Source organism: Burkholderia gladioli, from assembly GCF_000959725.1.
GTDB lineage: Bacteria > Pseudomonadota > Gammaproteobacteria > Burkholderiales > Burkholderiaceae > Burkholderia > Burkholderia gladioli.
In genome coordinates, this window is the sequence record NZ_CP009322.1 from 3510150 (window position 1) to 3528222 (window position 18073).

16 protein-coding genes are annotated in these 18073 nt (G+C 69.4%); 10 read left to right on the forward strand and 6 right to left on the reverse strand.

What is annotated here, in order from left to right; translation table 11 throughout:
* Window positions 1–3 precede the first annotated feature (3 nt).
* A complete protein-coding gene (locus BM43_RS15110; RefSeq protein ID WP_036054918.1) occupies window positions 4–1035 on the forward strand; it encodes a Zn-dependent oxidoreductase in 1032 nt (343 codons plus the stop codon).
* A 207-nt stretch (window positions 1036–1242) separates the two neighbouring features.
* Here the strand turns inward: BM43_RS15110 and BM43_RS15115 are convergent, their stop codons facing one another.
* The 4 genes from BM43_RS15115 to BM43_RS15130 all read right to left on the reverse strand — a co-directional run bounded on the left by BM43_RS15115 (window position 1243) and on the right by BM43_RS15130 (window position 3785).
* Entirely contained in the window at window positions 1243–1662 is a 420-nt protein-coding gene (locus tag BM43_RS15115) for a secondary thiamine-phosphate synthase enzyme YjbQ (protein ID WP_025097424.1), read from the reverse strand.
* 23 nt (window positions 1663–1685) lie between these two features.
* Window positions 1686–2012 (reverse strand): thioredoxin family protein, encoded by a 327-nt coding sequence (locus tag BM43_RS15120; RefSeq protein ID WP_013688977.1) that lies wholly within the window; start codon window positions 2010–2012, stop codon window positions 1686–1688.
* A gap of 128 nt (window positions 2013–2140) precedes the next feature.
* Complete coding sequence (locus tag BM43_RS15125) at window positions 2141–3223, reverse strand: LacI family DNA-binding transcriptional regulator (protein ID WP_036057016.1); 1083 nt, start codon at window positions 3221–3223, stop codon at window positions 2141–2143.
* Between the two features lie 109 nt (window positions 3224–3332).
* Window positions 3333–3785: a MaoC family dehydratase gene (locus tag BM43_RS15130; protein ID WP_013688979.1), complete on the reverse strand. Its 453-nt coding sequence runs from the start codon at window positions 3783–3785 to the stop codon at window positions 3333–3335.
* 272 nt (window positions 3786–4057) lie between these two features.
* Here BM43_RS15130 and BM43_RS15135 point away from each other — a divergent pair, with 272 nt between their 5' ends.
* From BM43_RS15135 to BM43_RS15175, 9 genes are all read left to right on the forward strand, one after another.
* Complete coding sequence (locus BM43_RS15135) at window positions 4058–5668, forward strand: acyl CoA:acetate/3-ketoacid CoA transferase (RefSeq protein ID WP_036054916.1); 1611 nt, start codon at window positions 4058–4060, stop codon at window positions 5666–5668.
* Window positions 5665–6588: a shikimate dehydrogenase family protein gene (locus BM43_RS15140; protein ID WP_052409172.1), complete on the forward strand. Its 924-nt coding sequence runs from the start codon at window positions 5665–5667 to the stop codon at window positions 6586–6588. Before BM43_RS15135 ends, BM43_RS15140 begins: the two co-directional genes overlap by 4 nt.
* A complete protein-coding gene (locus tag BM43_RS15145; RefSeq protein WP_036054915.1) occupies window positions 6588–7259 on the forward strand; it encodes a DUF4286 family protein in 672 nt (223 codons plus the stop codon). Before BM43_RS15140 ends, BM43_RS15145 begins: the two co-directional genes overlap by 1 nt.
* A 60-nt stretch (window positions 7260–7319) precedes the next feature.
* Window positions 7320–8207: a fumarylacetoacetate hydrolase family protein gene (locus BM43_RS15150; RefSeq protein WP_036054913.1), complete on the forward strand. Its 888-nt coding sequence runs from the start codon at window positions 7320–7322 to the stop codon at window positions 8205–8207.
* Window positions 8208–8388: 181 nt separating this feature from the next.
* Window positions 8389–9681, forward strand: coding sequence for an MFS transporter (locus BM43_RS15155; RefSeq protein WP_036054911.1), 1293 nt, complete (start codon window positions 8389–8391; stop codon window positions 9679–9681).
* Window positions 9682–9956: 275 nt separating this feature from the next.
* Window positions 9957–11297, forward strand: coding sequence for a gallate dioxygenase (locus BM43_RS15160; protein ID WP_036054910.1), 1341 nt, complete (start codon window positions 9957–9959; stop codon window positions 11295–11297).
* A gap of 75 nt (window positions 11298–11372) precedes the next feature.
* Entirely contained in the window at window positions 11373–12398 is a 1026-nt protein-coding gene (locus BM43_RS15165) for an amidohydrolase family protein (RefSeq protein ID WP_025097426.1), read from the forward strand.
* A 2-nt stretch (window positions 12399–12400) separates the two neighbouring features.
* Window positions 12401–13084: a 4-carboxy-4-hydroxy-2-oxoadipate aldolase/oxaloacetate decarboxylase gene (gene ligK / locus BM43_RS15170; RefSeq protein WP_036054909.1), complete on the forward strand. Its 684-nt coding sequence runs from the start codon at window positions 12401–12403 to the stop codon at window positions 13082–13084.
* Window positions 13074–13769, forward strand: coding sequence for a substrate-binding domain-containing protein (locus BM43_RS15175; RefSeq protein ID WP_036054908.1), 696 nt, complete (start codon window positions 13074–13076; stop codon window positions 13767–13769). The genes ligK and BM43_RS15175 overlap by 11 nt, the downstream gene beginning before the upstream one ends.
* A 19-nt stretch (window positions 13770–13788) precedes the next feature.
* Here BM43_RS15175 and BM43_RS15180 read toward each other — a convergent pair whose 3' ends face one another.
* Window positions 13789–14997, reverse strand: a complete 1209-nt coding sequence (locus tag BM43_RS15180; RefSeq protein ID WP_036054907.1) for a LysR family transcriptional regulator — start codon at window positions 14995–14997, stop codon at window positions 13789–13791.
* Between the two features lie 77 nt (window positions 14998–15074).
* Window positions 15075–17711 carry an eCIS core domain-containing protein gene (locus BM43_RS37545; protein ID WP_052409173.1) on the reverse strand — a complete coding sequence of 879 codons (2637 nt, stop codon included), beginning with the start codon at window positions 17709–17711 and terminating at the stop codon, window positions 15075–15077.
* Between the last annotated feature and the right edge of the window lie 362 nt (window positions 17712–18073).

Sequence of the window (18073 nt, forward strand, 5' to 3'; positions counted from 1 at the left end):
GAGATGCTGAGCGTCGTGGTCGACCGTCCCAACCGCCTGAACCTGCGCGAGATGCCGCTGCCCGAACCGGCCGCCGGCGAGGTGCGCGTGCGCGTGCGCTACGCGGGCATCTGCGGATCGGACCTGCATATCTATCGCGGACACAATCCCTTCGTGTCTTACCCGCGCGTCATCGGCCACGAGTTCGTGGGCCGCGTCGAGTCGGTGGGCACGAGCGTCGATGCCGCGCGCATCGGCGAGCTGGTGGCCGTCGATCCGGTGATCAGTTGCGGGCAATGCCACGCCTGCCGGATCGGGCGACAGAACGTCTGCAGCAAGCTGGTGGTGCTCGGCGTGCATCGCGACGGCGGTTTCAGCGAGTATGTCTGCGCGCCGGCGCGCAACGCCTACCGGATTCCCGAGGGCATCGCCGACAGTTGCGCCGCGATCGTCGAGCCCTTCGCGGTGGCCGCCAACGTGACGGCGCGCACCGGCGTGCTGCCCGAGGATGTCGCGCTGATCTACGGCGCCGGCACGGTCGGACTGACCATCCTGCAGGTGCTCAAGCGCGTGCATGGAATTCGCGCCTTCATCACCGACCGCCTGGACGAGCGGCTCGCGCTGGCGCGCCTCAACGGCGCGGCCGAGGACGAGACCATCAACACCGGCCGCGAGGCGGACCTGGCCGAGGCGCTGGCGCGGCGTGGCGTGGCGGGCGGCCCGACCCTGGTCTTCGATGCGGCCGGCCATCCCGCGATCCTCGAGGAAGCCGTGCGGCTCGCCGCGCCGGCGGCGCGCATCGGCCTGCTCGGCTTCTCGTCGACGCCCTCGGCGATCGCACAACAGGAACTGACCAAGAAGGAACTGACGCTGTGCGCGTCGCGGCTCAATTGCGCGATGTTCCCGACCGTGATCGACTGGCTCGAACGCGGGCTGGTGACGCCGGCGTCGATCGTCACGCACAAGGTGGATTTTCGCGAGGTGGGCAGCGCGTTCGAGCTGGCGGAAGGGAGTCCGAAGGAGGCTTGCAAGGTGCTGCTGGATTTCGGGGGCTAGCGCCTGGCGCGACGACCAGGAAAAAGGACCGCGCGTGGCGGTCCTTGAGGATCGGGGAAGCCGGGTGGAGCAAGTGTCCAGCGCACCGATGTCTCAGCACTCCCGACTACGGCATCGATATTAATCGGGGTGCAGGGCGTCGCGCAATCCGCCCCTTTGCGGCCCATCAACTCTCGCGTACATCCAGGGCGTTTCCCTCACCGCCCCTCACTCCCCGATCAAATGCACGACCACGTCGCGCTGGTGCGCGGCGCGGCGATGCTCGAACAGATAAATTCCCTGCCAGGTGCCGAGCACCATGCGGCCCTGCTCGACCGGGATCGACAACTGCACCTGGGTGAGCGCCGTGCGCAGATGCGCGGGCATGTCGTCGAGGCCTTCGTCGTCGTGCTCGTAGCGCGAGGCGTCCTCGGGCGCGATCTCCTCGAAGTAGCGCTCCAGGTCGCGCCGCACCGACGGATCGGCATTCTCCTGGATCAGCAGCGAAGCCGAGGTGTGGCGGCAGAACAGCGTGAGCAGGCCGTTGCGGATCGGCTGCTGCTCGACGAAGGCGCGCACCTGCCGCGTGAATTCGACCAGGCCGCGCCCGCGCGTGGCCACGCCGATATGCTGGATCGCCTGTTTCATGCACATGATCTCCGCCGCCGTGTTCAGCCGAGCGCGGCGAAGCCTTCGGCCTCGATCTGCGCGGTGCTGGTCGGGCGCACCACGCGCGCGACTTCCACGCCGTCGCGCAGGAACACCAGGGTGGGCCACAGCTTGACGCGGAACGAGCGGCCGAGCGGGCGGCCGGGGCCGTCCTCGATCTTCAGGTGACGGATCCCGTCATGGGCCGCGAAGGCTTCGCGGATCGACGGCTGCGCGCCGGCGCAGATCCCGCACCAGTTGGTGCCGAATTCGATCACGGTGGCGCCGGTCAGCGCATCGACGGCTTCGCGCGTGGGCGCGTCGGGCGTATAGGCTTGGGGAGAATTCATCGCGGCTCCGGGGGCAGGGCAGGCATCGGGAAGGATCGGGCAGTGTGCCCGATCGATGTCCTACTCTAGCGGAAAAGCGCGGAGCTTGCGGGGCAGCGAAATCGCCTGCCGACGCGCGGCGGCCGGGCTCAGTCGTCCTTGCGCGGCGGGGCGCAGGAAGCCCGCACCATCAACTCGGCCGACCAGCCGATGCTGGCCACCTCCGCCTGCCCGTCGAGCTGGGCCAGGATCAGGCGCGCGGCCTGCTTGCCGATCTCGGCGCTCGGCACGCGCACGGTGGTGATCGGGATCGGCAGCTCGGCCATCAGCTCGAAATCGTCGAAGCCGATCAGGCTCAGCTGGCCCGGCACGTCGATGCCGATCGCCATCGCCTCCAGCATCGCGCCCATCGCGAACGAGCCGTTGCCGCAGACGATCGCGGTCGGCGGTGGCACCTTCGCCTCCATGATCCGGCGCAGCAGTTGCCGCCCTTCCTTGACGCTCCAGTAGCCTTCCACCTCGTGCGCGGGATGGATCGCGATGCCGCGCTCGGCCAGCGCGTCGCGCACGCCCATCCGGCGCGCGGCCGCGCGGTCGTTGGTATCGGCGTTCTGCGCGATCATGCCGATCCGTCGATGGCCGAGGTCGAGCAGGTAGTTGGTGCAGTCGTGGAAGGCGCGGTAATTATCGACGCCCACGCACACGGTGCCGTGGCGCGGCGGATAGGTGAAGGTGCTGACGCAGGGAATGCGCCGCTGCTCGAGCAGCGGGTACAGCTCGGCATGATGTCCCTCGCCCACCACCACCACCGCGTCCACGCCGCGCTCCAGCATCTTGCGCACCTGCCGGTACTCGCGTTCGAGCTCGTATTCGGAGCAGGCCAGCAGCAACGTGTAGCCCTCGCCTTCGAGCTCGTCCTGCAGGGTCTGGATCGCGGTGGCGAAGTGCTCGTTGGAGAGCGTGGGCACCACCGCGCCGATCGTGCCGGTGCGCTGCGTGGCCAGGGCGCGCGCGGCCGCGTGCGGCACCCAGCCGAGATGCTTGATCGCCACCTCGATGCGCTCGCGCACGGCGGGCGAGACGATGCCCGGATTGTTGACGAAGCGCGAGACGGTGGCCTTCGAGACGCAGGCGAATTCGGCGACGTCCTTCAGCGTGGCGGCACCGGCGCGCGGCGCCGGTTCGGCGCCCGAGCCCGCGTCGGGTTTGCTGTTGCGCGCGGCCTTTGCCATGTCGATCGCCGGAATGAGAGGGGCGCCCATTATACCGGCCGCCCTCGCCGTTCCCGCCTGCCGGAAAGCCCTGGCGGCGCCGTTTTTCGGCTGGTGTGCGCGACCACGCTTACTGGTTCGACAGCTTCTTCGCCCACTTCATCAGGTGCCGCCCGGCCGCCACCACCTCGCCGCGCTGGTTCACCACCTCCATGTCGGCCGTGCTGCGCCGTTTCTCCTCGTCGATCTCGGCCACCTTGTAGATCACCGTGACCGTGTCGCCGAGCAGCACCGGGCGGATGAAGCGGATCCGGTCGTAACCGGCCGAGACCGGGAATTCCTCGAGATCGGTGCGATGGATGATGTGCGCGATGCTGATGGTGGAGGCCGTCGACATGTAGCCGACGATCAGCGCTCCATGCGCGATGCGCGTGCCGATCGACGACTTCTCCTGCATGTACTGCTCGTTGATGTGGGTGTCGCTGAAGTCGCCGGTCAAGCCCGCGAACAGCGTCACGTCGGTCTCGCCGACCGTCTTCGCGAAACGGAATTCCTGTCCGATTTCCACGCCCTTGATTGCCATCGTCTGTCTCCTGGATGAGTTGCCCGCCAGGCGAGAACATCTGCCTCGTATTTCTGGCTGGTTGCAAAAATGATACCGGTTACATTGTCGTGAAGTAAACGACGTCTCGTGAAATTTATTAGAAAATCTGGCGTATAAGTGAAACCACCAAGATGAAAGATTCGGAATCCATGTCTTAATGAAACCGGTTACACAAGATTCGGCGAAGTGCCTCCCGGCAAGATTGTCGGGGCAGCCCGCCGAGGCACGGAACGATCAGTCAGGAAGGCGACATGGAGAGAATCTCGGCGGCCGAGGCCGCGGCATTGGTACAGGACGGCGACGCGGTGGTGATCAGCGGCTCGGGTGGCGGCCACTCGGTGCCCGAGGCGCTGCTGGCGGCGCTGGAGGCGCGCTGGCTCGACGCGGCGCAGCCGCGCGGCATCACCTCGATCAGCGTGGTGGGGATCGGCGATCGCGCGGCGCTCGGTGCCACGCACCTGGCGCACGAGGGCTTGCTGCGGCGCGCGATCACCGGGGCGCTGGTCGATTCGCCGGGGCTCGTCACGCTGGCGGCCGAGGATCGCATCGAGGCCTACACGCTGCCGCAAGGCGTGCTCTCGCAACTGATGCGCGAGATGGCGGCGGGCCGCCCGGGCCTGATCACCAAGACGGGCCTGCACACCTTCGTCGACCCGCGCCAGCAGGGCGCGCGGCAGAGCCCGCGCACGCCGGCCGATTTCGTCGAGCTGATGGAGCTGGACGGCGAGCAATGGCTGCGCTTCAAGCCGCTGCCGCTGAACGTGGCCTTCCTGCGCGGCACCACGGCCGACGAGGACGGCAACGTGACCATGGAGCAGGAAGCCGTGTTCGGCGAGATGCTGGCGATGGCGCAGGCCACGCGCCGCGCCGGCGGCGTCGTGATCGTGCAGGTCAAGCGCATGGCGCGGCGCAATACGCTGCCGCCCAAGCAGGTGAAGATCCCCGGCATCCTGGTCGACTTCGTGGTGGTGGAGCCGGGCCAGCGCCAGACCTACGCGACCGACTACGACCCGAGCTACTCGGGCGAGCTGCGCGTGCCGCTCTCCGATATCGGCCCGCTGCCCTTCGGGCCGCGCAAGGTTATCGTGCGCCGCGCGGCCATGGAGCTGTATCCCGAGGCGGTCTGCAATCTCGGCGCCGGCATCTCCACCGGGCTGTCGACGGTGGCGGCCGAGGAGGGCATCCTCGACGCGGTGGTGCTGACCAACGAGCAGGGGCTGATCGGCGGCGCGCCGATCACCGGCCGCGATTCGGGCGGCGCGCAGAACTACGCGGCGATGATCGACCAGCCCGCGCAGTTCGACTTCTACGACGGCGGCGGCCTCGACCTCGCCTTCCTGTCCTTCGCCGAGGTGGACGCCGAGGGCAACGTCAACATCAGCCGCTTCGGCGACAAGATCGTCGGCGTGGGCGGCTTCATCAACATCAGCCAGAACGCGAGGTGCGTGGTGTTCAGCGGCACGCTGACGGCCGGCGGGCTCGACGTGGGCTGGGAGAACGGCCAGACCGTGATCCGCAGCGAGGGGCGGCACCGCAAGTTCGTGCGCGAGCTGGAGCAGGTCTGCTACAGCGCCGCGTTCGCGCGCGAGCACGGCCACCAGGTGCTGTTCGTGACCGAGCGCGCGGTGTTCCGCGTCTCGGAACAGGGCTTGATGCTGACCGAGATCGCGCCGGGCATCGATCTCGAGCGCGACGTGCTCGGCCAGATGGCCTTCCGTCCCGCCGTCTCGCCGGATATCAAGGTGATGGATGCGCGGCTGTTCCTGCCGGCGCCGGTCGGCATGCGCGACGAGATCCTGGCGCGCGAGCGGCGCTTCCGCTCGGCGCGCGTGGCGGCCTGGCATGCGGAGCATCGGCGATGAACGGCGCGCAAGGGCAACTGGCTGCGGGCCGCGCGGATGCGGCGCTGATCGATGTCGGGGGCGCGAGCATGCGCGGCGCCGCGATCGACGGCGCGACGCGGCTCTACGCGATCGTTGGCGATCCGGTGGCGCAGGTGCGCTCGCCCGGCGTCTACACGGAAGCCTTCGCGCAGGCCGGGCATAACGCCGTGCTGATCCCGGCCCTGGTGCGGGCCGATCGCTTCGACGAGACGATTCGCGGCCTGATGGCGCTCGGCAATCTCGACGGCCTGCTGGTGACCGCGCCGCACAAGGCGCGCATGGTGCCGTTCGCGGCGCGGCTGTCGGCGCGCGCGTCGGTCGTCGGCGCCGTCAACGCGCTGCGGCGCGAGCGCGACGGAAGCTGGTCCGGCGACATGTTCGACGGCGTCGGCTTCGTGGCCGCGGCGCGCCGGATCGCGCCGCTGGCGGGGCGGCGCGCGCTGCTGTTCGGCTGCGGCGGCGCGGGTGCCGCGATCGCCGCCGAGCTGGCGGCCGACGGCGTGGTCGCGCTGACCCTGGTCGACCCCGACGCGACGCGCGCGCAGCGGCTCGCCGCCGAGCTGGCGCGTCACTACCCGCAATGCGAGGTGCGTGCCGGGCGCGGCGACCATGACGAACCAGGCCACGACGTGGTGGTCAACGCCTCGACGGTCGGCATGCGCGACGGCGATCCGCTGCCCGGCGATACGGGCCCGATCGACGCGCGTTGCCTGGTGGGCGACGTGGTGCTGCGCCCGGCGGGCTCGCCCACCGCGCTGGTGGAGCGGGCCCTGGCGGCCGGCGCGCGCGTGGTGACCGGCCAGGACATGCACGCCGGCCAGCGCGAGGCGATCCTCGACTTCTTCGCGCCCGCGCCCGCGACCGGCGCCTCGTCGACCCGCAAGCAGGAGGCAGGCTGATGGCGATGCTCGGTCAAGCGGCGGTGCTGATCTGGAACGACGTGCTCGACAGCGCCGAATCCGCCTTCTATGCATGGCACGACAAGGAACACATCCCCGAGCGGCTGGCGCTGCCGGGCTTCCTGCGCGGGCGCCGTTACCGAGGCGACGGCGAGCCGGCCTGGCTGACCGTCTACGAGGCCGAGGATCTCGCGGTGCTGACGAGCCCCGCCTACCTGGAGCGGCTCAATCATCCGACGCCGCTCACGCGCGCCACCGTGCAGGCGTTCCGCAACACCGCGCGCTCGATCTGCCGCGTCGAGCGCAGCGCGGGCGGCAGCACCGGCGGCCACGCGCTGACGCTGCACCTGCCCGCCGGTCTCGCACTCGATGTCGAGGCCCTGTTCGCGCGGTTGCTCGGCATGACGGGCGTGCTGGCCGCGCATCTGCTGACGGCCGACGAGGCGGCCAGCCGCATCGACACGGCCGAATCGCGTCAGCGCGCCTTCGTGGTGCCGGCGCGCGTGCTGATGGTCGAGGCTTCGACGCCGGCGGCCGCGCAGGCTGCGCTCGACCTGCTGGTCGAAGCGGCGGGCGCGACGGGCGGCGATGCCGCGCGCGTGGCGACGGCGGCCGGCGCCGGCATCTACGCGCTGGAAATCAGCCGCCTGCCGGCGCGCGACCCGCTTTGACATGGCGCCCGGCTCGCGGCCGGGCGCGCGAATCCCCATCACAACACTGAGGAATACAAAATGAAATTGCTGCGATACGGCCCGCGAGGCCAGGAAAAACCGGGGCTGCTCGATCGCGACGGCCGCCTGCGCGACCTGTCCTCGATCTGCGAGGACTACACGCCCGCCTTCTTCGCGGGCGGCGGCATCGAGCGCCTGCGCGGCGTCGATCCGCAAACGCTGCCGCTGGTGGCGGGCGAGCCGCGCATCGGCGCCTGCATCGCGCAGCCGGGCAACTTCATCGCGATCGGGCTGAACTATGTGCAGCACGCGATCGAGACCGACGCGCCGATCCCCGCCGAGCCGATCCTGTTCAACAAGGCGCCGTCCTGCCTGTCGGGGCCCTACGACCCGGTGATCCTGCCGAAGGATTCGCGCAAATGCGATTGGGAAGTCGAGATCGCGATGGTGATCGGCAAGCCGGCGCTCTACGTCGACGAGGCCGACGCGCTCGACCACGTGGCAGGCTACTGCGTCTGCAACGACGTGTCCGAGCGCGAAATGCAGCTCGAGCACGGCGGCCAGTGGGTCAAGGGCAAGATGTTCCCGAGCTTCGGCCCGCTCGGCCCCTGGCTGGTCACGACCGACGAGGCCGGCGACGCGCAGGACCTGGGCCTCTGGCTCGAGCTGAACGGTCGGCGCGTCCAGGATTCGTCGACCTCGGACATGATCTTCACGCTGGCGAGGATCGTCTCCTACGCGAGCCGGCACGTGCTGCTGCAACCCGGCGACGTGATCACCACCGGCACGCCGCCCGGCGTGGGCCTGGGCATGAAGCCCGAGCAGTACCTGAAGCCCGGCGACGTGATGGAGCTGGGCGTGGCCGGGCTCGGCGTGCAGAAGCAGACCGTGCTGGCCTGGGAGGATTCGCCGTTCGCGAGGACGAAGGCGGGCGGACACGGCGCCTGAATCGAGTCCCCCGAGCGGCAAGCAGGAAGTCGTGGCAAGCAGCAGGAAGCAGTAGCGAGGCAGGCCGGGAGCCGGCGCGATGGCGCCGGCCATCCCGCCCGCCCGAGATCGAGATCAATCATGGAGACCCGGCAATGGACAAGCGATTGAACGACGGGCACGGCCCGCGGAGGAGCGCGTCATGAGAACCACGGAAGCGGCACGGTCGCAGCCCGTGACGGAGAGGAAGCGGGCCTGGTATCGCGACATCACCTGGGCGCAATGGCGCGTGCTGATCGCGGCCTGGGGCGTGTGGGTGATGGATGCGGTCGACTTTCTCGCCATCACCTTCGTGTTGCGCGATATCGCCGGCGAGTTCCATGTCGGGCTCGAGGCGGCCTCGCTGCTGCTGTTCGCCACCTACGGCGTGCGCTGGCTCGGCGGCCTGCTGTTCGGCAGCCTGAGCGACCGGATCGGTCGCAAGATTCCGCTGGTGATCACCCTGGCGTGGTTCACCGGCGGCGCGGTGCTGACCGGGCTGTCGTGGAATTTCGCCGTGCTCGCCGTGTTCCGGCTGCTGCTAGGCTTCGGCATGGCGCCCGGCTTCTCGCTGGGCGCGACCATGGTGGCCGAGTCCTGGCCCGAGAAGTACCGTTCGATCGGCATCGGCATCCTCGATACCGGCTGGGGGCTCGGCGCGATCGGCGCGGCGATCGCCTACGACCTGGTCTACCCGGCCTTCGGCTGGCGCGCGATGTTCTTCGTCGGCGTGATCCCGGCCATCCTGCTGGGGCTGTTCATCCTGTTCTGCGTGCCCGAGTCGGAAGCGTTCCGGCGCGGCGGGCGGCCGGCGCGCGTGCCGCTGCGCGACAACCCGGCGGTGCTGCTGTTCCGCCGCTACCCGAAGCGCGTGGCCTACCTGGCGCTGCTGATGCTGGTGCTCTGCTTCGGCTCCTGGCCGTTCCAGGGCCTGTTCCCAACCTACCTGAAGTCGCTGTCGTTCTCACCGGCCCTGATCACCGTGCTGACCATGACCTCGGCCTGCGGGCAGGTGATCGGCTTCTTCGCCTCCGGCTTCATCGCTGAGCGGATCGGGCGGCGCTGGGGCATCGGCCTGATGATCGGGATCGGCTCGCTGTGCGTGGCCGCGCTGGTCTACAGCGTCCACCTGTTCTGGCTGGCCGAGCTGTTCGCGTTCCTGAGCGGCTTCTTCCTGGTGGGCTCCTCGGGCATCTGGGGCACCATCCTGACCGAGAACCTGCCGCGCGACGTGCGGGCTTCCGGCGTGGGCTTCCTGTACAACGTCGGCGTGATCGGCGGGGGGCTCGCGCCCTACATCGTGCTGTCGACCGTGAAGGCGGCCGCGATGCCGATCGCGCTCGGCATCGCCGGCTTCAGCGTGGTGGCCGCGCTGCTGGCCATGGCGATCCTGCTGCGCGTGCGCGAGACCCGCGGCATGCGGCTCGAGGAGATCGACGCGGGGCTGGCCGAGTAGACGGCGCTGCCGCGATCGGGCCGCGCCAGCGGCGGCGGGCAGCTTGCCGCCGCCGCTTTGCTTTTTGGTGGGGGTGGATTCGAATAAAGTTATTGGATAAAAAAGGAGCCAATGCGCCTGAGTCAACACAGGTAGGGAATCAAGCGGTAAACAAGCTTCGAAAATGCGGATTGATGTCAATCCACGCTGATTGACGCCCGCGCCTCCATCCGCTTACATACGCCCATCCGCGCCGCGGCCCGCCATCGGCCGCGCGCCCCTTACCGGAAACGCGTATGGCCCGAATCATTGGCGGCATCGCCGCCTCCCACACTCCGACGATCGGTTTCGCCTTCGACAAGAACAAGCGCGACGATCCCGTCTGGGCGCCGATCTTCGAGAACTTCGCGCCGCTCTCGGCCTGGATCGAGGAAAAGCGGCCCGACGTGCTGCTGATGATCTACAACGATCACGCCACCTCGTTCTTCTTCGACCATTACTCGGCGTTCGCGCTCGGCGTCGGCCCGCGATGGGAAGTGGCCGACGAGGGCGGCGGCGCGCGTGCCCTGCCGCCGATCGAGGGGCACCCGGCGCTGGCCGCGCATATCGGCCGCTCGCTGATGGCCGACGAGTTCGACATGTCGTTCTTCCAGAACAAGCCGCTCGACCATGGCTGCTTCTCGCCGCTGTCGATGCTGTGCCCGAACCGGCCGAGCTGGCCGGTGCAGCTGGTGCCGCTGCAGATGGGCGTGCTGCAGTTGCCGATGCCGAGCGCGCGGCGCTTCTACAAGCTCGGGCAGGCGCTGCGCCGCGCCGTCGAGAGCTACCCGGAAGACCTGCGGGTGGCGATCGTGGCGACCGGCGGGCTGTCTCACCAGGTTCACGGCGAGCGCGCCGGCTTCAACAACACCGCCTGGGACCAGCGCTTCCTCGACCTGTTCGAGCACGATCCCGAGCAACTGGCGAACATGACGCTGGCCGACTACGCGCGGCTGGGCGGCTACGAAGGCGCCGAGGTGGTGATGTGGCTGACCATGCGCGGCGCGCTGCCGGCCCAGGTGCAGTGCCGCCAGCGCGGCTACTACCTGCCCTCGATGGCCGGCATCGCCACGGCGATCTACGAAGACGCCGAGGACGAGCCCGATGCGGTGCAGGCCGCGCGCCATCGCGCCCGCATGGCGGCCGAGCTGGACGGCATCGAGCAGTTGGAGGGCACCTATCCGTTCTCGGTCGAGACGGCGGTACGCGCCTGGCGCATCAACGACTTCCTGCACCGCATGATCGAGCCCGCGCATCGCGAGGCCTTCCTGGCCGATCCCGAGCGCAGCTTCGAGGCCGCCGGCCTCAGCGACGAGGAGCGCGACCTGGTCCGGCGGCGCGACTGGCGCGGCCTGCTCCATTACGGCGTGATCTTCTTCATGCTGGAGAAGCTCGGCGCGGTGAGCGGCATCTCGAACCTGCATATCTACGCGGCCATGCGCGGCGAGACGCTCGACGCGTTCCAGCGCACCCGCAACGCGCCGGGCGCGCTGTACTCGGTGGCCGGCAAGGGCGCCGGCGCGCTGGTCTGGGACCGGCAGGCCGGCGACGCGCAAGCGGACGCGCAGCAGGGCAGGACGAGCCGCGGCGACAACTGAATGCTTGATCGCCGCGGTCCGGCATGACGTCGTGCCGGATCGCGGCGAAACCCGAACCATCCATCAGGATTGCAAATGATTATCGATATCCACGGGCATTACACCACTGCGCCGAAGGCGCTCGAAACCTGGCGCAACCGCCAGGTGGCCGCGTTCAACGAGGGCGGCGCGATGCCGGCCGTCTCGGAGCTGCGGATCAGCGACGACGAGCTGCGCGAGTCGATCGAGACCAACCAGCTCAAGAAGATGCGCGAGCGCGGCATCGACCTGACGATCTTCAGCCCGCGTGCCAGCTTCATGGCGCATCACATCGGCGATCTCGCGGTGTCCAGCACCTGGGCCGCGATCTGCAACGAGCTCTGCTATCGCGTCAGCCAGTTGTTCCCCGAGAACTTCGTGCCGGCCGCGATGCTGCCGCAAAGCCCCGGCGTGGACGTCTCGACCTGCGTGGACGAGCTGGTGAAGTGCGTCGAGCAATACGGCAACGTGGCGATCAACCTTAACCCGGATCCCTCGGGCGGCCACTGGACCAGCCCGCCGCTATCGGATCGCTACTGGTACCCGATCTACGAGAAGATGGTCGAGTACGACATCCCGGCGATGATCCACGTCAGCACCAGTTGCAACGCCTGCTTCCACACCACCGGCGCGCACTACCTGAACGCCGATACCACGGCCTTCATGCAGTGCCTGACCTCGGACCTGTTCCGCGATTTCCCGACGCTGAAGTTCGTGATCCCGCACGGCGGCGGCGCGGTGCCCTATCACTGGGGCCGTTTCCGCGGGCTCGCACAGGAGCTGAAGAAGCCGCTGCTCGGCGAGCACCTGCTCAACAACGTGTTCTTCGACACCTGCGTCTATCACCAGCCCGGCATCGACCTGCTGACCAACGTGATCCCGGTGGCCAACATCCTGTTCGCCAGCGAGATGATCGGCGCGGTGCGCGGCATCGATCCGGAAACGGGCCATGCCTTCGACGATACCAAGCGCTATATCGAGGCGGCGGCGATCAGCGCCGAAGACCGCTACAACATCTACGAAGGCAACGCGCGGCGCGTCTATGCGCGGCTCGGCGCGGCACTCGAGCAAAAGGGGCTCTGATCATGGTCGAACTCGGCGTGGTATATCGCAACATCGAACGCGCGGACGCGAGCGTCGCGCAACGGCTCGGCGAACTCGGCACGGCCACCGTGCACGAGGCCATGGGGCGCGTCGGTCTGTTCAATCCGGTGATGCGGCCGGTCTATCCTCATGCGCGCGCGTCCGGCACCGCCGTGACGGTGCTGCTGCATCCCGGCGACAACTGGATGATGCACGTGGTGGCCGAGCAGATCCGCCCGGGCGACATCGTGATCGCGGCCGTGACGGCCGAATGCACCGACGGTTATTTCGGCGACCTGCTGGCCACCAGCTTCTGCGCGCGCGGCGCCACCGGCCTGGTGATCGATGCCGGCGTGCGCGACGTGGCGACGCTCGAGGAAATGGGCTTCCCGGTCTGGAGCAAGGCGATCTCGGCGAAGGGCACCATCAAGGCCACGCTCGGCTCGGTCAACGTGCCGGTGGTTTGCGCGGGCGCCTATGTGACGCCGGGCGACGTGGTGGTGGCCGATGCCGACGGCGTGGTCTGCGTGCCGCGCGCGATCGCCGCCGAGGTGCTCGACAAGGCGCTGGCGCGCGAGGCCAACGAGGCCGCCAAGCGCGAGAAACTCGCCTCGGGCGTGCTCGGCCTCGACATGTACGCGATGCGCGAGCCGCTCGCCAAAGCCGGGCTGCGTTATGTCGACTGAGGACGGGCTGGGCCTGATCTCGTCGATGGCGACGCGGCAGTTGCTGGCGCGGCTGGCCGAGGACTACCGGGCCGCGACGGGGCAGGCCGTGACGATCGAGTCGGTGGGCGGCGTCGACGCGGCGCGGCGCGTGGCTGACGGCGAAGCCTTCGATCTGGTGGTGCTGGCCGACGCGGCGCTGGCGAAGCTGGCCGCGGGCGGCCATCTCGACGGCGCCGGCCGCGTGGCGATCGCGCGTTCGGAAGTGGCGGTGGCGGTGCGCGAGGATGCACCGCATCCGGCCATCGACAGCGGCGCGGCTGTGCGCGAGGCGGTGCTGCGAGCGCGCTCGATCGGCTATTCGACCGGGCCGAGCGGCACGCACCTGGAGGCCTTGTTCGCGCAATGGGGCATCGCCGAGACGATCGCCTCGCGCATCGTGCGCGCCCGGCCGGGCGTGCCGGTGGCCGCGCTGATCGCGGCGGGCGAGGTCGAGCTGGGTTTCCAGCAGCGCAGCGAACTGCTCGACCAGCCCGGCATCGCGATCGTCGGGCCGCTGCCCGACGAGGTGCAGGCCGTGACCGTGTTCGCCGGTGCTGTCGGCAGCCTTTGCACGCGGCGCGAGGCCGCCGCGGCCTTCCTGGCCTTCCTCGCCTCGCACCAAGCCGCGGTCGCCAAGCTCGCCTGCGGGATGTCGCCGGCCTGAGCCGGGCTCGATCTCGATCTCAGTCGCGCGGCCGGTTCGCGATCGCGCGGATCGTCTCGAACAGGGCCGCGGCCGGCGGCGAGGCCAGCACGCCGGCGCGCCGGATGATGCCGATCGGCCGCGCGGTGCCGGCCAGCTCGATCGGCAGCGCCTTCACCTCGCCGCTGCGCAGCTCGCGCGTCATCTGGCCTTGCGAGACCACCGCCAGCATCGCCGAGCGCGCCAGCAGGCCGCGCACGATCATCGAATCGCCGGTCTCGACGCTGGGCACCGGCTCGGCCTGGCCCGCCGTCGCGAAGGCGGCGGCGAGCAGCGCGCGCGAGGGCGTGTCGCGGCGCGGCAGTATCCATTGGTGGCCGGCCAGCGCGGCCAGCGAGACGCGCCGCTTGGCGGCCAGCGGATGATGGCTGCCGACGATGATCGCCAGCGGCTCGGCGAACAGCTCGTGGACTTCCAGGTCGGTGGCATAACGCGCATCGCGCAGCGCGCCGACGATGAAATCGAGGCTGCCCGCGCGCAGCGCCGCGCAGAGATCGTCGAAGGGGCTCTCGACCGTGCTGACCTGTACGCCCGGTTCGGCCGCCACCAGTTGCGCGATCGCCTCGGGCAGCAGCGAGGAGCGCGACAGCGGCAGCGCGCCCACCGCCACCTCGCCGGCCAGCGTGCCGTGGGCCGCCGCGATGTCGCTGGCGAGCCGCGCCAGGTCGTTCAGCGCGTGGCGCGTGGTCTGGCCCAGCGCGACCGCGCGCGGCGTGGGCGTGAGGCCGCGCGCGGTGCGCAGGAACAGCTTGTCCTGCGCGCATTCCTCCAGCAGCGAGATCGCGGCGCTCACCGCCGGCTGGCTCACGCCCACCTGGCTGGCCACGGTCGGCATGTGGCGCGAGCGCAGCAGCCGGCAGAAGATATCCAGCCGCTTGTTGTTGAGCACGGCGGCCGGCACGTTGCGGTAGAGATCGTCGGCCTGCGCCTCGGCGCTCTTCCTGCGCCCCCATATCGACAGGTCGCGCATCACCGAGCGCACGCGCGGCAGGATCGCTTCGGCCGCGGGCGTGAGCACCACGCCGGCCGGCGTGCGCTGGAACAGCGTCGTGTCGAGGCTGCCTTCGAGTTCATGGATCGCGCGCGTGATCGCCGACTGCACGCGAAACAGCTGGCGCGAGGCGCCGGCCAGGCTGCCGGTGTCGATCACGGCGAGGAAGGTGCGAAGGTGGCCGAGGTTGGGGGGCATGGGCCGTGAGAGGATCGGGACGCGTCGTGGCCCGCCGGGCATGACGGGTCGACGACATGCTACACGAGCATGCCGGATCAGCCGAGGCTGGCGATGGCGTCGGCTTCCGCCCGCGAGAAGTTTTCCACCGCATTCGCATTGAGCGGCATCAGATGGGCGATCGTGCCGTTCGGACCCAGCACGCCCACCTCGTTGGTGGCGACCGCCGGGGCGGCATCGAATCGCCGGTTGTCGATGTTGGGTACGAGGCCGCGAAGAACGGCACCGGGCAGGCTGTTGCGCAGCTCCGTCACGATATCGGTGCCGCCCGCCCACATGCTGTTCTGGTCGTCGACGGCGGTGAAGTCGAAATACCGGAAGGTGTGGCGGCGATAGATATACCGCCAGGCGTCGCAATGGTAGACGACAGGCCCGCCTGCGCCCACGCCGATCACGTTGCCGGCCGCGTTGTAGTCGACTCGTGGATGATTGGGGGGCGCCTGGCGAAGAAACAGGGGAATCAGTCCCGAGATCCGCAGGAAGCGGGCTCGCGCGTTGAGCGCCGGCAGCGCCAGCAGCAGTTGCCGAACGCGAGGCGGCGTGTTTTGGGCGCGATCGCGAGAGATCAGCGGAACCAGGTCGAGGACGTTCGCGGCACCGAGCGTCGCGACCGCCGCGGTCAGCATGTTGGTGATTGCCGGCATCGCGCCGTGCCCTCGTACCTCGTCCACCAGGGTCATCAGCGGGACGCAGGGGTCGGCTGCGCCGCCGAACGCCTGTACCAGGGCTTCGACCTGGGCTAGCGGGGTTCCCGGATTGCGCAAGCGGATCGTCTTGACCAGCGCCGTCTGCTCGGCCAGGGTGTTGCGGGCCGCGACGCGGTTGACGAAGGCGGTGATCGCCGCGAGGTTGCCCGTGTTGCGAACCTCCGCGAGCAGGTCCGCGATGTCTGCCGGCGCGGCCGCCGCATGCCGCACGCGGATCGCCTGCAGCAGCGGTGCGAGCCCGGCGTAGTTGCCGGCGTGATACTTGCGGAATGCATCGACGAGCGGCGTCAGGCCCTTTACCGTGACGTCCGCGACATCGCCCAGCATGGTGGTCAGCGCATCGAAGCGATGCCGGGCGGCCAGCGCGAGCGCTTCGATATCCTCCGCGTTTGCCTGCGCGTCGTGGACGCGCAGCGCTTCCAGGAAATCCGGCAGGTTGGCACGTTGGGCGGCAGGCGCGGGGCCGGCGATGCTTGCCCAGTCGGCGCCGCTCAGATCGTGGTGGCTAGCCGCATAAGCCTGCGTCAGCGCGTCGATCTCGGCCCAATCCCAGTCGGCCATCGTGCATAAGGCGTTGGCCGACGTGGCGTCATCGTCGGCTACGCATCGGGCCACGCTGAGCCACTGGTCGGCCGTCAGGTCGTTGACGTTGTCGTCCTTGAAGGCCAGCGCGAGGGCCCGGATCTCCGCACCTGTCCAGCGTGGCAGGCGACAGAATTCGGTCGCCTCGTCGACCTGGTCCACGCCCTGGAGCCGCGCGACCGCTGCCCAGTCCTGTGCGTCGAGGTCGTTGCGGTCATCGAGGAAGTTCTGTACCAATTGCTCCGTAGCGGCATGGTGCCAACGCAATTGGCAGAATGCGATCACATCGGCGGCAGGGCGAGGGGCCAGCAGTACGGCGATCCGCACCCATTGCCCAGCGTCGAGCAGGATGTTTTTCCGTTTCTTGAACGCGGTGGCCAGCGCGACCACGTCGTCCCGAGGCCGATCAGCGAGCCCGCAGAACGCGATGGTTGCCGCCACGGCGTTGGCCGGCAGCGCTCGCGCCACCGCTCGCCAGCGATCGACGTCCTGATCGCCCGGGGCCTCGTCGAATGCGCTTTCCAGGGCTTGCCGATTCAACTCGTTCCAGCCGTGCAGGCCGATGAAGCGAGCGGCTTGCCGCGGCGCCTCCTCGCGTTCCTCCGGTCGTGCGTTTTCCCGGCCCAGGAAGCGTCTGACGAGGTAGATGGCGGTGCCGACGAGGGCGGTCGTGCCAATCACTGTTCCGATCGTCAGCGGATCGACGTAGCGCTGGACTACGGCGGGGCCGGCAGGGGCCGGAAACCGGCGCATGACCGGCTGCTCGAGCGGGATTTCGCTGTCGCCGTGAATGCCGATTCGATGCGCCGCGGCCCGCCGCCCCATCGTGTCGGCCTCGCGCTCGAGCGTCGAGTCGTCGTTCAGCGAGGTCGCGTCCTTCAGTTGCGTGGTGGCCGCGACGCGCCCCTGCTTTTGCTGCACCACGTGCCAGGCCTCGTGCGGCAGATGTCGCGCCTGGCCGGGCGCGAGGTGGATCTCGGCGCCGCGCGCGTAGGCCAGCGCGCCGAGCCGCGCCGGCTCGGGCGAATCGTAGTGGACGCCGACATCGTCCATGGCGAGGCCCGACAGGCGCTCGATGCCGTGCCTGAGCGGCGCGGGCAGGGCATGGCCGCCGGCGGGTCGTGGCGGTGCGGCCGAGGCGATGGAGGTTCGTGAGATCGATTCCGCTGGCGTCGTGGCGGGCGACATCGCGGGGGCTCCGCGCGGCGGCGCGATCCCGCCGCCGTAATGGTATGGCTCCATCGCCGTGAACGCGTGGTCGGATGCGTCGGAAATCGGCGCGGAATCGCTGCCGGCGAGTGCCGTGACCGGGAGGGCCGTACCGAGGGTTCGACGCGGCGCATGGGCGGGCGACGTCGGGGCGCCGCGTTTCGAAGCGAAGCTCATCGCTCAGTCCCGGGGGAGATGAAGCGCGCCGTCGCGCCCGGGAAATCGGCAAATGCCGCATAGCGGGCACTTGCATCCGGAGCGGAGGCAGGTAGCGTGCCGTCTTCCGGCAAGCGAGAAGAACGTGGGGCGGAACGCGACGAAACGGAACGGCACCGGCGGTCGGGGCGCATGCGATTCTCGGCTTCGATCTGGCAGCGTGGGTGTGATGGATTGCTTTGTATACCGAATCGTCCAGGCCGGCAACGCTTACCTGCCTATGGAGCCGCCTCGCGCTACGAATCGGTCGTCGTCATGTCGCGCTCGGCGTCGTCGTGCGCCGGCGGCGTGCCGCAAGCCTCCCGCAAGGCCCCGCCATGCCA

Excerpts from the sequence above, each read along its gene's own strand:
- BM43_RS15125 (WP_036057016.1), bottom strand. The coding sequence starts at position 3,223 with ATGGCAAAGGCCGCGCGCAACAGCAAACCCGACGCGGGCTCGGGCGCC.
- BM43_RS15135 (WP_036054916.1), top strand. The coding sequence starts at position 4,058 with ATGGAGAGAATCTCGGCGGCCGAGGCCGCGGCATTGGTACAGGACGGC.
- BM43_RS15130 (WP_013688979.1), bottom strand. The coding sequence starts at position 3,785 with ATGGCAATCAAGGGCGTGGAAATCGGACAGGAATTCCGTTTCGCGAAG.
- BM43_RS15140 (WP_052409172.1), top strand. The coding sequence starts at position 5,665 with ATGAACGGCGCGCAAGGGCAACTGGCTGCGGGCCGCGCGGATGCGGCG.
- BM43_RS15180 (WP_036054907.1), bottom strand. The coding sequence starts at position 14,997 with ATGCCCCCCAACCTCGGCCACCTTCGCACCTTCCTCGCCGTGATCGAC.
- BM43_RS37545 (WP_052409173.1), bottom strand. The coding sequence starts at position 17,711 with ATGAGCTTCGCTTCGAAACGCGGCGCCCCGACGTCGCCCGCCCATGCG.
- BM43_RS15150 (WP_036054913.1), top strand. The coding sequence starts at position 7,320 with ATGAAATTGCTGCGATACGGCCCGCGAGGCCAGGAAAAACCGGGGCTG.
- ligK (WP_036054909.1), top strand. The coding sequence starts at position 12,401 with ATGGTCGAACTCGGCGTGGTATATCGCAACATCGAACGCGCGGACGCG.
- BM43_RS15155 (WP_036054911.1), top strand. The coding sequence starts at position 8,389 with ATGAGAACCACGGAAGCGGCACGGTCGCAGCCCGTGACGGAGAGGAAG.
- BM43_RS15175 (WP_036054908.1), top strand. The coding sequence starts at position 13,074 with ATGTCGACTGAGGACGGGCTGGGCCTGATCTCGTCGATGGCGACGCGG.
- BM43_RS15165 (WP_025097426.1), top strand. The coding sequence starts at position 11,373 with ATGATTATCGATATCCACGGGCATTACACCACTGCGCCGAAGGCGCTC.
- BM43_RS15160 (WP_036054910.1), top strand. The coding sequence starts at position 9,957 with ATGGCCCGAATCATTGGCGGCATCGCCGCCTCCCACACTCCGACGATC.
- BM43_RS15120 (WP_013688977.1), bottom strand. The coding sequence starts at position 2,012 with ATGAATTCTCCCCAAGCCTATACGCCCGACGCGCCCACGCGCGAAGCC.
- BM43_RS15115 (WP_025097424.1), bottom strand. The coding sequence starts at position 1,662 with ATGAAACAGGCGATCCAGCATATCGGCGTGGCCACGCGCGGGCGCGGC.
- BM43_RS15110 (WP_036054918.1), top strand. The coding sequence starts at position 4 with ATGCTGAGCGTCGTGGTCGACCGTCCCAACCGCCTGAACCTGCGCGAG.
- BM43_RS15145 (WP_036054915.1), top strand. The coding sequence starts at position 6,588 with ATGGCGATGCTCGGTCAAGCGGCGGTGCTGATCTGGAACGACGTGCTC.